This is a genomic window from Curtobacterium sp. B8 (assembly GCF_000333315.1).
GTDB lineage: Bacteria > Actinomycetota > Actinomycetes > Actinomycetales > Microbacteriaceae > Curtobacterium > Curtobacterium luteum.
The window spans coordinates 1-11,972 of sequence record NZ_BACW01000521.1 but is presented as its reverse complement, the minus strand read 5'-3'; the positions used below and the strand labels follow the sequence as shown (position 1 = coordinate 11,972).

The 11,972-nt window shown below is 74.4% G+C and carries 15 protein-coding genes and 1 pseudogene; 9 read left to right on the top strand and 7 right to left on the bottom strand.

Going from position 1 to position 11,972, the window contains the following annotated elements; genetic code table 11:
* A pseudogene (locus tag I59_RS13725) lies at positions 1-341 on the bottom strand (HAD family hydrolase); the annotation flags it as partial.
* Positions 342-521: 180 nt separating this feature from the next.
* Positions 522-1,109, bottom strand: a complete 588-nt coding sequence (locus I59_RS13720; RefSeq protein WP_022904361.1) for a nitroreductase family protein — start codon at positions 1,107-1,109, stop codon at positions 522-524.
* An 81-nt stretch (positions 1,110-1,190) separates the two neighbouring features.
* On the opposite strand from I59_RS13720, the gene I59_RS13715 reads away from it, so the two are divergent.
* Positions 1,191-2,114, top strand: a complete 924-nt coding sequence (locus I59_RS13715; protein WP_031273833.1) for an AEC family transporter — start codon at positions 1,191-1,193, stop codon at positions 2,112-2,114.
* Positions 2,115-2,687: 573 nt separating this feature from the next.
* On the opposite strand, the gene I59_RS23560 is transcribed toward I59_RS13715, so the two are convergent.
* Positions 2,688-2,951, bottom strand: a complete 264-nt coding sequence (locus I59_RS23560) for a hypothetical protein (RefSeq protein WP_261976581.1) — start codon at positions 2,949-2,951, stop codon at positions 2,688-2,690.
* Between I59_RS23560 and I59_RS23555 the strand changes: the two genes are divergently transcribed.
* Positions 2,944-3,123 (top strand): hypothetical protein, encoded by a 180-nt coding sequence (locus I59_RS23555; RefSeq protein ID WP_261976580.1) that lies wholly within the window; start codon positions 2,944-2,946, stop codon positions 3,121-3,123. The two genes, I59_RS23560 and I59_RS23555, sit on opposite strands and share 8 nt — an antisense overlap.
* A gap of 44 nt (positions 3,124-3,167) precedes the next feature.
* Here the strand turns inward: I59_RS23555 and I59_RS13705 are convergent, their stop codons facing one another.
* A complete protein-coding gene (locus I59_RS13705; RefSeq protein ID WP_022904358.1) occupies positions 3,168-3,416 on the bottom strand; it encodes a hypothetical protein in 249 nt (82 codons plus the stop codon).
* A 192-nt stretch (positions 3,417-3,608) separates the two neighbouring features.
* Complete coding sequence (locus I59_RS13700; protein WP_022904357.1) at positions 3,609-4,445, bottom strand: exodeoxyribonuclease III; 837 nt, start codon at positions 4,443-4,445, stop codon at positions 3,609-3,611.
* Positions 4,446-4,521: 76 nt separating this feature from the next.
* Here I59_RS13700 and I59_RS13695 point away from each other — a divergent pair, with 76 nt between their 5' ends.
* Genes I59_RS13695 through I59_RS13675 form a run of 5 tightly spaced genes read left to right on the top strand, consistent with a single transcriptional unit; the run spans position 4,522 to position 6,734 of the window.
* Complete coding sequence (locus I59_RS13695) at positions 4,522-4,965, top strand: Asp23/Gls24 family envelope stress response protein (protein WP_031273832.1); 444 nt, start codon at positions 4,522-4,524, stop codon at positions 4,963-4,965.
* Entirely contained in the window at positions 4,962-5,153 is a 192-nt protein-coding gene (locus I59_RS13690) for a DUF2273 domain-containing protein (RefSeq protein WP_022904355.1), read from the top strand. The genes I59_RS13695 and I59_RS13690 overlap by 4 nt, the downstream gene beginning before the upstream one ends.
* Positions 5,150-5,521 (top strand): hypothetical protein, encoded by a 372-nt coding sequence (locus I59_RS13685; RefSeq protein ID WP_022904354.1) that lies wholly within the window; start codon positions 5,150-5,152, stop codon positions 5,519-5,521. Before I59_RS13690 ends, I59_RS13685 begins: the two co-directional genes overlap by 4 nt.
* On the top strand, positions 5,518-6,141 hold the full coding sequence (locus tag I59_RS13680) for a hypothetical protein (protein ID WP_022904353.1): 624 nt from the start codon (positions 5,518-5,520) through the stop codon (positions 6,139-6,141). Before I59_RS13685 ends, I59_RS13680 begins: the two co-directional genes overlap by 4 nt.
* Positions 6,138-6,734: a hypothetical protein gene (locus tag I59_RS13675; RefSeq protein WP_022904352.1), complete on the top strand. Its 597-nt coding sequence runs from the start codon at positions 6,138-6,140 to the stop codon at positions 6,732-6,734. The genes I59_RS13680 and I59_RS13675 overlap by 4 nt, the downstream gene beginning before the upstream one ends.
* Positions 6,735-6,963: 229 nt before the next feature.
* Here I59_RS13675 and I59_RS13670 read toward each other — a convergent pair whose 3' ends face one another.
* Entirely contained in the window at positions 6,964-8,322 is a 1,359-nt protein-coding gene (locus I59_RS13670; RefSeq protein ID WP_022904351.1) for a M23 family metallopeptidase, read from the bottom strand.
* Between the two features lie 63 nt (positions 8,323-8,385).
* Positions 8,386-10,044, bottom strand: coding sequence for a hypothetical protein (locus tag I59_RS13665; RefSeq protein WP_022904350.1), 1,659 nt, complete (start codon positions 10,042-10,044; stop codon positions 8,386-8,388).
* 98 nt (positions 10,045-10,142) lie between these two features.
* Here I59_RS13665 and pyrE point away from each other — a divergent pair, with 98 nt between their 5' ends.
* Both pyrE and I59_RS20055 read left to right on the top strand, forming a co-directional pair.
* The gene (gene pyrE / locus I59_RS13660; protein ID WP_022904349.1) at positions 10,143-10,694 is read left to right on the top strand and encodes an orotate phosphoribosyltransferase; all 552 of its coding nucleotides are present in this window, start codon (positions 10,143-10,145) and stop codon (positions 10,692-10,694) included.
* A partial coding sequence (locus tag I59_RS20055; protein WP_022904348.1) for a hypothetical protein occupies positions 10,691-11,972 on the top strand: 1,282 nt, incomplete at its 3' end. The genes pyrE and I59_RS20055, both read left to right, overlap by 4 nt.

Sequence of the window (11,972 nt, the reverse complement as noted above, 5' to 3'; positions counted from 1 at the left end):
GCCTGTTTCGCCTGCTCCTCGATCGCGGCGAGGGCGCGGGTCTTCTGCTCGTCGGTGAGGTCCTCGGCGTACTGCAGCGCCCAGTCGTCGTCCTGCCACCGGTAGTAGCGCGTCCCGCAGGTCGGCAGGAGGTGGAGGTCCTCGAGCGTGAGGCCCTCGCGGTCACGGAGCGGGGTCACGAGCTGCTGCTCGAACTGGTGGAAGTTGCCGCCGGAGATCACGGCGACCGGCACGACCTCGAGCAGGGACGCGAAGGTCTCGAGCATGCGGGGGTCGAGCGGCGACTTCGACGGGGCGAGGGTGTCGTCCAGGTCGAAGGCGACGAGGCGGGGCGTGGTCATGTGCACGATCCTGCCAGAGCCGCGCCGACGAGACGCCGGGTGCGACGGGTGTCGGCTCAGGGCCGGTGCGACGCCGGCACCCGTCGCGGGCGTCCGTGATGTCCGTGTACCCGTGTCCGTACATGCCACGCGGCCGCACCCCTGGACCCGGGGTGCGGCCGCGCACGGTGGACGCGGGGCTCACTCCTTGACGAGCACGACCTCGTCGAGCGGCAGCCGCGTGCGCGGGGCGACCTCGCGCTCCGCAGCCTTGTCGTCGAGCTGCGACGGGTCGGTCACCGTACCGATCGCCGACACCGTGTACGGGAGGAAGCGCTCCGGCAGGTCGAACGCCGCGCGGAGACCGGCCGCGTCGATGCCCGCCATCTGGTGGACGTGCAGTCCCTCGGCGTGCGCCTGGACCGTCAGCGCCGCGAGGGACTGGCCGAGGTCGTACTGCGCGAACGGACGCTCGTCGCCGTCCTCGGTCACGGTCTCGAGCACCCCGACCACGAGGGCGCTCGCACGGAAGGCCCACGCGGCGTTGAAGCCGAGGAGGTTCTCGTTGATCTTCCGGAAGGTCTCGGTGCCGCGGCGTCCCGCGATGAAGCGGCGGGGCTGGTGGTTCATCGCGGACGGTGCCCAGCGAGCAGCCTCGAGCAGGGCGTCGAACGGTGCGTCGTCGATCGTGGCGCTCTCGTCGTAGGAGCGCGGGCTCCACCGTTCCTCGAGGAGCGGCACGAGGGGCTGGCTGGAGTCGGTCGAGCGGGTGAGCGTCTGCGAGGTCATGGTGCGTGCAACGGTATCCGGCGCGGACGCATTTCCGGGCTGAACGACGTCACATGAAGCCGAGGTGCCAGGATGGTCGGGATGGGTGGCGTGTTGACCGGGTTCGCGATCATCGGCGCGATCATCGCCGCCGGGTACGTCGTCGGGCGCACCGGCCTGCTCGGGCAGCACGCGCAGTTCGTGATGGGGCGCCTGGCGTTCTTCGTGCTCATGCCGTGCCTGCTGTTCCACACGATCGCGACGGCCGACATCGCCGCGCTGCTGTCCCCGATGCTCTGGGTGTCGCTCGTCAGCGCGCTCGTCGTGGCGCTGGGGGCGGCGCTCGTCTTCCGGCTGGTGCTCCGCCGTCCGGTGGCGACGACCACGGTGGGCGCACTGGCGTCGAGCTACGTGAACGCGAACAACATCGGCCTGCCCGTGGCGGTGTACGTACTCGGACAGGCCACCGCGGTCGTGCCGGTGATCCTGCTCCAGCTCATCGTGCTCGCACCGATCGCCCTGACCGTCCTCGACACGGCCACCGCGGGCGCGGGGAGCCTCGCGCGTCGGATCGCCGGGCCGTTCCGGAACCCGATCATCATCGCGTCGCTCGTCGGCCTGGCGTGCTCGGCGCTGCACGTCGAGCTGCCCGCTCCCGTGCTCGAGCCGTTCTCGCTCGTGGGAGCTGCCGCGGTGCCGGTCGTCCTGCTGTCCTTCGGCATGAGCCTGCACGGTGCGACGCCGCTGCGGGACCCGTCGATCCGGACGGACGTCCTCGTCGCCTCGGCGATCAAGCTCGTGGTGATGCCGACGGTGGCGTTCGTCCTCGCCCGGTCGGTGTTCGGGCTCGGCGACCAGGACGTGTTCGTGCTGACGACGCTCGGGGCGCTGCCGGCCGCGCAGAACGTGTTCAACTACGCGCAGCGGTACGGGGCGGCCGTGCCGGTGGCGCGGGACGTCGTGCTCCTCACGACCGTCGGGTCCGTGCCGGTGCTCGTCGCGATCGCGGCGCTGCTGCACCCGTAGGCCGCGGCGCGCGTGCGCGTGGCTCGGCGGCGCGTGCGCATGGTGCGAGGTTGCGCACACGGTGCGGGGGTTGGTTCCTCGCACGGTGTGGGGAAGCTCGCACGGTGCGGACGGGAGGTGCGTGGCGGGGGCGCACCGTGCCTCCCGTCGGGTGGTGGGCGCGGACGCGCCGGGGGCGAGCGGGTGCTGCGGACGGTGCGAGGTTGCGCACACGGTGCGGGGGTTTGTGCCTCGCACGGTGTGGGGAAGCTCGCACGGTGCGGACGGGAGGCGCGTGGCGGGGTCGCACCGTGCCTCCCGTCGGGTGGTGGGCGCGGACGCGCCGGGGGCGCACGTGCGCGTGCGCGCGTGCGCATGGTGCGAGGTTGCGCACACGGTGCGGGGGTTTGTGCCTCGCACGGTGTGGGGAAGCTCGCACGGTGCGGACGGGAGGCGCCGGACGGGAGGCGCGTGGCGGGGTCGCACCGTGCCTCCCGTCGGGTGGTGGGCGCGGACGCGCCGAGAGCGAGCGGGTGCTGCGGACTCTTCACGCGCTCGTAGCCTGCGCCGCGGACGGCGCGCGTACCGTGGCGGTCACGACCACGAGGAACGGGAGACCACGATGGACACGATGGCGATGATGAAGACCATGTCGTCAGACGCGATGCCGATGGCGATGGACATGGAGATGATGCAGGACACGATGATGGCGATGAACGCCGCGTCGATGGCCGCGACCATGTGCTCCGCCTCCGACATGCGCACGGGCGGCGAGATGGCCACCTGCGCGGCGATGTGCTCGAACACGGCGATGCTCGCGGACACCGGCATGCGCATGATGATGCGTCCGATGGGCATGGACGCCGAGGCCATGCGCACGATGCTCGCCGCCTGCGTGGCGATGGGCACGGCGTGCGCAGCGGAGTGCCGGCAGCACGCGGACATGGACGAGTCGTGCCGCTACTGCGCGATGGCGTGCGACGAGATGGTCGCCGAGTGCCGGGCGATGATGGACGCGATGCCCGTCTGACGACGTGACCCCCGCGTTCGGCGGGCCGTGCTCAGCCGAGGCGGTCAGGCGGCCCGAGCGGTCGTGCGGACCCCGCCGGAGCTGAGGAGCTCAGCCACCGGATGGTGGGCGACCGGGGCCCCGACGGACGCGAGGGCGTCGGCGTCCGCCACCCGGAGCCGGGTCACCGCGCCGTCGAGGAACGCGACGACGAGGTGAGCCTCGTGCGCCTCGACGACGATGCCGTCACGCCACGCGGCGGGGTTGGCGTCGGCCATGACGCGCTGGATCGGGAGGACGGTCGTGCGGGACATGGCTTCACCTGCTCTCGAGAGCGGCGACGGTGCGTCGCCGGTGCAGGAAACCTACGTCCGCCCCGGGCCGTCGACAACGGCGGCGGACGCCGGGCGTAACAGAGCAGCACGCGGTGCGGTGTCGCTGTGCTCCGAGCGGTGCCGCTGTGCTCCGAGCGGTGCCGCTGTGCTCCGAGCGGTGCCGCTCGGGCGTCAGAAGATCATCGGCCGGTCGTCGTCGAGCGAGGTGTCCAGGTCGAGGTCGACCGACACCGGCACGTGGTCGCTCGGCGCGTCGCCCTTGCGCTCGTTGCGGTGGATCGCGGCGTCGGTCACCACGTCGGCGAAGGCCTGGGAACCGAGCACGAAGTCGATGCGCATGCCCTCGTTGCGGGGGAAGCGGAGCTGCTTGTAGTCCCAGTACGTGTAGCCGTCCGGCACGATCGGCCGGACGACGTCCTGCAGCCCGCGCTCCTCGAACGCACGGAACGCGGCGCGCTCGGGTTCGCTCACGTGCGTGGCGCCCTCGAACACCCGCACGTCCCAGACGTCCTGGTCGAGCGGCGCGACGTTCCAGTCGCCCATGAGCGCCAGCGGCAGTTCCGGGTCGTCGGACAGCCACTCCGCGGTGCGGTCGGCGAGCTGCGCGAGCCAGTCGAGCTTGTACGTGTAGTGCGGGTCGCCGAGCTCGCGACCGTTCGGCACGTAGAGGCTCCAGAGGCGGACACCGTCGACCGTGACGCCGATCGCGCGGGCCTCGACGGGGAGGTCCGGGCCCTCGTGGCCCTTGAGGAAGCCGGGCTGCCCGGGGAAGTCGCGCGTGACGTCCTCCATCGGCAGCCGGCTGGCGAAGGCGACGCCGTTCCACTGGTTCAGGCCGTGCGCCTCCACCTGGTAGCCGGCCGCCTCGAACGCCTCGGTCGGGAACTGCTCCGGCTTGCACTTGATCTCCTGCATGCCGAGGACGTCGACGTCCTCACGCACGAGCCAGTCGACGATCCGCCCCACTCGGGTGCGGACGGAGTTCACGTTCCAGGTCGCCACGCGCATGGTCCGAACCTACCGGTCCCTCCCCGGCCGGATGGTGTTCGCTGGGGTGCACCACCGGATCAGATCGGAGACCACCATGGCACCCACCACGGACCGCGTCGACGGGCCCACCACCGGCTCGCCGACGACGCAGGTCACCACCAAGGGCAGGACGATCATCGACGACGCGGTCGTCGCGAAGGTCGCCGGCATCGCCGCCCGCGACGTGCCCGGCGTGCACGCCCTCGGCGGCAACGCGGCCCGGGCGTTCGGCGCGATCCGCGACGCCATCGGTTCCAGCGCCCTCGGGCAGGGCGTCCGCGTCGAGGTGGGTGAGACGCAGGCCGCGGTCGACGTCACCATCGTCGTCGAGTACCCGGTCCCGATGATGGAGGTCGCCTCGGCCGTCCGTGCTGCCGTGACCACCGCCGTCACCGACCTGGTCGGGCTCGAGGTCACCGAGGTCAACGTGGCGATCAACGACGTCGAGATCCCCGGACTGCCCGCCGCGACCGAGGACGCCGAGGGCCGCGTGCGATGAACGCCACCGTGGTCGGCGCCGGGGTCGGCGCCGTGCTCGCGATCGTCGCCGTCACGCTCGGCTTCTGGGCGTTCGTGGTGGTGGCGGTCGCCATGCTCGTCGGGGCCCTGGTGGGTCGGATCGTGAGCGGCGACCTCGACGTCCGCCGCCTCGCCGACGTCCTCCGCGGACGCCGGAGCTCGTCGTGAGTCCCGCCGTCGTCGCCGGCGGTCCCGGCAGCGGCGGCGTCGTCCCCGGTTGGGACCGCATCGGTTCGGCCGCGCTCGTGCACACGGCCCAGGCCGTCGCCGCCGAGGCGCTCCGCGCGCCCCTCCGGGACGTTCGCGCCCGGGTCACCGGCGACGGGCGCGGTTCGCTGTCGGTCGAGGTCACCGCCCCGCTGCGCGTCCCCGTGCTCGGCTCCGGCGCGGTGCCGACCGAGCCCGTGCTCGTCACCACGCACCGCGCCCGGGGCACCATCGCGGACCGGGTCCACGCCATCACGGGACGCCAGGTCGACCGGGTCGACGTCACCTACGCCTCGTCGGTCGTCGACGTCCCCCGGAGGGTCCGGTGAGCGCCGCCGCTCCACGCGACGTCGACGTGCCGCGCGCCGCCCCGGACGACCGGGTCCACCGCCGCGTGCTCCGTCGCGAGACGACGGCGTCCCGCTCGGGGACCGTCGTCGTCGCGATGCTGCTCGTCGTACTCCTCGCCGCCGTCGTGGTGGTCGCCGCGTCGGCCGTCCTGCTCGGCCAGCGGGTGCTCGGCGTCGACCCACGCGCGGTCGTCGACGCGGCTGCGCGGGCGCCCGGCGGGCTCGACACGACCGTCGTCGTCACCGTCGGCGCCGTCGTCGCGGTCCTCGGGCTGACCCTGCTGCTCCGGGGTCTCCTGCCGAAGCGCCTGCCCCGGCACACGATGCCGTCCGAGCGGCTCGCGGTCATCGTGGACGACGAGGTGCTCGCCTCCGCCGTGGCCCGCGCCGCCCGCTCGGCGACCCGGCTCGGACCCGACGCGGCCGTCGGCACCGTCGGGCGCCGGACCGTGGACGTGGTCCTCCGCCCGGCCGCCGGCGTGGACGTCCCCGTGCTCGACGCCACCGACGCCGTGCAGCGCGAGCTCGACGCCGTCGCCGCACAGCCGACCGTCACCGCGCACGCCCGTGTCCAGCCGACCGGGAGGGTGGACGGGTGAACGCGACGAACCGTGTCCTCGGACGCATCGCCCTGGTGCTCGTCGGGCTCGCCCTGCTGGGCGTCGGGGTCGTGACCGTGCTCGTGCCGACCGTCCCGGCCGTCGCGGCGGTGTGGCAGGACGTCGCCCGGGCGGGGCTCGCCGACCTCGGCCCCGGAGCGGCACGGCAGGCCTCGATCGCGGCGTGGACGGCGCTCCTCGGCGGGGCCGTCGTGCTCGGCGTCCTCGCCCTCGTGGTGCTCAGCACGCTCGGCGGCGGGCGGACCGGCACGGTCGTCGAGGACGACGGCGGCGCGGACGGTGTCGCCGGCTCCGTGCGGATCGAGGCCGCGGCGGTCCAGCACGCGCTGTCCTCGGCGATCGGCGACCTGCCCCAGGTGGCCTCGCTCGCGGTCGACGTCTACCGGGTCCGGGGGCGTCGGGCCGTCCGCATCCGTGTCCGGCCCCGCCGGGGTGCGGGACCGCGGGAGCTCACCGAGCGTGTCGAGGCCGTCGTCGCGGACCTCGACGCGGTGCTCGGGGAGCGGCTGCCCGTGCTGCTCGAGATCGCGCGCGGGGGAGCGGGGTCGGGGAAGCCGGACCGCGTGCACTGACGCCGGCGGCGGCGCCGGCGCTGGCGGTGGCGCCTGCCGGTGCCGGTGCGGTGTGCTGGCGCACAACCGAAAGCACCCCGAACCACGCGATCACGCGGTTCGGGGTGCTTTCCGTTGTGCGAGCGCGGGCGCGGGCGCCCGCGCTCGCGGCCGGGCGCTGCCCGCGAGCGCGCGGCGGCGGGGCGCTGCGCGGGCGCGCGGCCGCCCGCCGCCTGCGCGCGGCGCTCGGCTAGAACGCGACGCCGCGCGCCGCGAAGAACGGCACCGGGTCGGTGGTGGTCCCGCCCGTGTGCACCTCGATGTGCGAGTGGCAGCCCGTCGAGTTGCCGGTCGAGCCCACGAGCGCGATGAGCTGTCCGGCCGAGACCTGCTGGCCGGGCGACACCCGGAACCCGCCGTTCACGATGTGGCCGTAGGCGGTCTGGTAGCCGCCCGCGTGGGAGATGCGGACGTAGTTGCCGTAGCCGCCGTACCACCCGACGTAGTCGACCGTGCCGGCAGCCGCCGCGACGATCGCACTCGAGCACGCACTCCCGAGGTCGACGCCCTCGTGGAAGATCACGCCGCCGTGGATCGGGTGCACCCGGTACCCGTACGGGCTCGTGATCCAACCGCTCGCGGGCCGCACCCAGCCGGTGCCGGAGCCGGACCCGGCGGAGCCACCGGACGAACCGCCGCTCGACCCGCTCGACCCACCCGACGAACCCCCGCTCGACCCGCCGCCGCTGTTCGCCGCGGCTGCCCGCGCGCGTTCGGCGGCCGCGGCGCGCTCGGCTGCTTCACGCGCTGCCTTCTCCTCCGCGGCCTTGCGGACGGCCTCGCCCTTCGCGAACTCCTTCTCGGAGCGGACGCGCCCCGAGGTCAGGGTCGCGAGCTGCGCGTCGAGCCTCGCCTTGTTCGACTGCTGTTCGTCGTAGGCCGTCTGCACCCGGTCGGACGCCGCCTGCGCCTCGTCCATGCGGTCCTGCGCCGCCTGCGCGAGCTCGTCGAGCTTCTCCGCGGCGCGGTCGGCCTGCGCGGTCAGCGACCGGGCCACCGCGGCGTCGGCGGTCGCCGCGGCCTCGACCCGTTCGGCCTGCTCCGACAGCTTGCTCAGGGCGCCGAGGTTGTAGAGGAGGTCGGAGGCGTCCTCGGTGCTCCCCACGACGGAGGCCGTGACGTCCGCACCGCCGGAGCGAGCCATCTGCGCGGCGAGCTGGCCCGCCTGTGCGGCGCTCTGCTCGGCCACCTCCGCGTGCTCATCGGCATCGGCGCGGAGGCGCTGCTCGCGTTCGGCTGCCTGCTGGGCTGCGGTCTGGGCGTCGTAGAACTCGTCGCCGAGCCGCTCCGCCTCGTCCTGCGCCGCCTCGAGGTCGGCGGACAGCCCGTCGATGATGCCGCGGATCCGGGTGATCTGCCCCTGCTTGTCGGACTCCTTGCCGCGGGCGGCGAGGACGTCGTCCCACGAGGGGTACGTCTTCGCCTGCGCTGCCGGGGCGTCCAGCACGACGGTGCCCACGAGTCCGGCGAGCGCCAGGCCGGTCACGGCGAGACGGAGCGGGAGGACCGGGAGCCGGCGGGCGGGACGGTGGCGGGTGGCGCGGGTCACGGTGGCGAGCCTATACATCCGTACAGGCAGGACCGGCTGTCGGCGCGCCGCTGTGGACGACTCTCAGAAGCCGCGGTCCCGGAGCGTCTGCTCGGCGCTCTGCACCACGCGGTCGCGGAGCACGGCCGCCCCGGTGGTCCCCGCGTAGTCGTAGACGTCGAAGCCCGTGCAGTGGGTGATCGACGCGGGGCTCCCGAGCGAGTCCTCCACAGCCCGGGTCCACACGTCCCCGGACCCGATGACGACGAACGTCGGCCGTGCCCCGCGGTACGCGCCGAGGTCGACGAGCCAGGGGTAGGTGTCGAACGTGTCCCGGACCTGCAGGAGTTCGACGTTCGGGGCGGCGTACGTCGCGAGCGGCCGCACCGTCCAGAACTGGCCGACGCCCGTGACGTCCCGCCCGGCCGCCCACCGGTCGAGGCAGCGGGCAGCGGTGTAGCGCGCGTCCGTGACCGTCCGGACCGTGCCCGGGACGGCCGCGACCCCGGCGACGAGCACCGCCGCCGCGCCGATCGCGAGGACGGTCCGCACCGCCCGCGACGGTCGGTGCACCCGTGTGGCGCGGACCGCGGTGCGGGTGAGCTCGGCGACCGCGACGATCGCGAGCAGCGGCGCGGTGACGATCGGCTCGAGGTAGCGCGGGGTCTCCGATCCGGCGACGACGACCCCGACGGACACCGCCACGACCGTCACCAGCGGCAGCACCGTGGCGACGAGGACCGTCCGTGCGGTCCGGACCCGCCACGCCCACACGGTGCCGCCGACGGCGAGCAGCACGCCGACGAAGAGCAGCAGCAGCCCGGCGTCGCCGGCCGCGGAAGCCGCACGGTCGTCGGTGAGCTGCGCGAAGAACGCCAGGGTGTCGACCGCACGGGACGGGTGCACGTACGTCGCGGGGTCGAGGGAGACGAACGGGCGCAGCGGGACCCGGACGAGGTACCCGGCCACGGAGCCGACCACGAGGACCGACCCGAGCAGCAGTGACGGCCGCCACGGCACCCGGCGCGCGAGCGCGAGCAGCACCAGCGTCACGATCACCGGCCCGGCCGACCACGGGACGTACAGGGGGTTCGACGCCGTCGTCAGCGCGGCGACGAGCCCGAGCGTGACGAGGACGGGCACGGACGCCCGGCCGGTCCGCACCGCGCGGAGCACGAGCACGGCCGTGCCGAGCATGGCGAGCACCGCGCCGTAGTAGTAGGTGGTCGTGAGCAGCAAGGAGGCGAGCTCGAGCGACGTAGCCGTCGCCGTCGACTCCGTGAGCACGAGCGCCGTCACGAAGGCGAGCGCGAGCCCGGCGACTGCGATCCGTGCCGGGCGCCCGGCGGCGGGCATGAGCTCGTTCGCCGCCGCACGGAGGAGCGCGTACACGGCGAGCAGCACCAGCAGGCCGTTCAGCGTGAGCGCCTGCTGCGGCGTCGCGGTCACGACCGAGCACAGGAGGTAGACGGGCAGCTCGGGGAAGAAGAACAGCGCGGGGGACATCGCCCACTCGAACGGCTGCCCGGCGTCGAGCGACCGTCGGACCAGCGGCAGGAGCACCGAGTCGCCGTCGTACCAGAGGAGCGCGACGCGCGGCGTCGCGATGACGTGCCGCAACGCGATGACGGACAGGGCCAGCGCGACCAGCGCGCCCAGTGCCTCCCGGCCGACCGCGACCCACCTGCCCGCGGGGGCCGCGCGCCCGGCCTCGACTGCGGGCGACGGTGCGGAGCGGGACATGCTCCGGAGCGTACCGAGGCGGGCTCGGCGCAGGCCTCCCGGCGTGCAGCGGGCGATCAGCAGCGGCGTACCACCCCGACCGGCTACTCTGGTGCGCTGTGACGGACGTGCGTGCCCAGTTGATCGACCACATCAAGGCCGATGCCGTGTTCCACGGCGACTTCACCCTGACGAGCGGGAAGCAGGCGTCGTACTACATCGACCTGCGCAAGGTGAGCCTCGACCACCGGGTCGCGCCGCTCATCGGACAGGTGATGACCGACCTCATCGCCGAGGTGCCGGACGTCGCCGCCGTGGGTGGGCTGACCATGGGTGCCGACCCGATCGCGAGCGCGGTGCTGCACCAGGCGGCCGCCCGCGGACTCGCGTACGACGCCTTCGTGGTGCGCAAGGAGCCGAAGGACCACGGGCGCGGCCGCCAGGTCGAGGGCCCCGACGTCGCGGGCAAGCGCGTCATCGTGCTCGAGGACACCTCCACGACCGGCGGCTCGCCGCTCAAGGCCGCCGAGGCGCTCGAGCGCGAGGGCGCGATCATCGCCGCCGTGGCCGTCGTGGTGGACCGCGACACCGGTGCGAAGGAGAAGATCGAGGCCGCCGGGTACCCCTACTTCGCCGCGATCGGACTGGCCGACCTGGGGTTGTCCGCGTGACCGGGGAGCGTCCGGACGACGCGCAGCGCCCCGGGGACACCGCCGGTTCCGGAGACGGGACCGACGGCCTGGAGGCACGGCGCGCGTCGGACGCGGACGCTCCGTTCCACGGTCTCCGCAGCGCTGCGGACATCTTCGGCGCTCCCCGCTCGGCCGACGACTGGCCGTCCCGACGGGAGCGTCGAGAGGCGATCAAGGCCGCGCAGGAGACGGGTGCACCGCTGCCGGAGCCGTTCGCCGCTCCGGAGGAGGAGCCGACCTCGGCGCCGGAGCCGACCTCGGCGCCGGAGCCGACCTCAGCGCCGGAGCCGGACGACGCGACGCCGTCCGGTGCCGACCGCGACGGCATTGCCGTTCCGGGTGCCGTGGCCGACGACGCCGCCACCCAGGCGATCTCGATGCCCGAGCAGCTCTCGGCACCGTCGCAGCACGCACACCCGAGCTCGATCCAGCTCCCGACGGCCCGGTCGAACCGCGACGCCCGTGCGGCCGAGGCGCGGGCACTCGACGACGAGCGTCGACGGGTGGACCCGACCGGGACCGGACGCGAGGACGTCGACTGGCTCGGCCGCGCCACCGGGACGGGCACCGGCGCGGTGACCGTGGGCGAGCCGATGGCCCGCCAGCCGCTCGGGGTCGAGGACGCGCTGCCCTCCTCGGACGAGCCGCCGAGCTTCACCGAGCTGCTCGGGCTGGAGTCCTCCGACCGCGACGTCGACGCTCCGGGCCCGGACCGCCCGTTCGACTGGGCGGTGCGGGACGACGCGACCGGTGAGGTGCCGACGGCGCTCACCTCGGACGCCTTCGCGACGACGGCCTTCGAGACCGTCGCGCTGGCGGGGGAGCAGCCTGCGTCCGCGCCGGGTGCGGGCGGCATCGCTGCGGCCGGGGCGGGAGCGGCTGCGCTGGCCCCGGGCGAGCCGGCTTCGGGTGCGGCTCCTGCGGGTGCGCCGGCTGCCGGAGCGCCGTCGGACGGGGACGACCCCGACGCGCCGACCACGCGACTGTCCGTGCCGGACGCGGCCACGGGCCTCCCGGTCGAGCCGTCGCGCCCCGCGACACCGGTCGAGGCGGCACCGGCCGAGCCCTCCGCGACGACGCCGGCCACGAGCTGGTCGCTGTCGGACGAGGCCGAGGACACCCCCACCGTCGCCTTCGAGCCGCCCCGCTCGGCCACTGCGTCGCCCTGGTGGGCCGAACCCGACGACGTGGCCCCGCCGACGGCCGCTCCGCCGCTCGTCGAGCCCACCCCCGAGACCTACCCCGCACACTTGCCGC

Excerpts from the sequence above, each read along its gene's own strand:
- I59_RS13665 (WP_022904350.1), bottom strand. The coding sequence starts at position 10,044 with ATGTCCCGCTCCGCACCGTCGCCCGCAGTCGAGGCCGGGCGCGCGGCC.
- I59_RS23555 (WP_261976580.1), top strand. The coding sequence starts at position 2,944 with ATGGGCATGGACGCCGAGGCCATGCGCACGATGCTCGCCGCCTGCGTG.
- I59_RS13695 (WP_031273832.1), top strand. The coding sequence starts at position 4,522 with ATGGCACCCACCACGGACCGCGTCGACGGGCCCACCACCGGCTCGCCG.
- I59_RS13715 (WP_031273833.1), top strand. The coding sequence starts at position 1,191 with ATGGGTGGCGTGTTGACCGGGTTCGCGATCATCGGCGCGATCATCGCC.
- I59_RS23560 (WP_261976581.1), bottom strand. The coding sequence starts at position 2,951 with ATGCCCATCGGACGCATCATCATGCGCATGCCGGTGTCCGCGAGCATC.
- I59_RS13690 (WP_022904355.1), top strand. The coding sequence starts at position 4,962 with ATGAACGCCACCGTGGTCGGCGCCGGGGTCGGCGCCGTGCTCGCGATC.
- I59_RS13705 (WP_022904358.1), bottom strand. The coding sequence starts at position 3,416 with ATGTCCCGCACGACCGTCCTCCCGATCCAGCGCGTCATGGCCGACGCC.
- I59_RS13700 (WP_022904357.1), bottom strand. The coding sequence starts at position 4,445 with ATGCGCGTGGCGACCTGGAACGTGAACTCCGTCCGCACCCGAGTGGGG.
- I59_RS13720 (WP_022904361.1), bottom strand. The coding sequence starts at position 1,109 with ATGACCTCGCAGACGCTCACCCGCTCGACCGACTCCAGCCAGCCCCTC.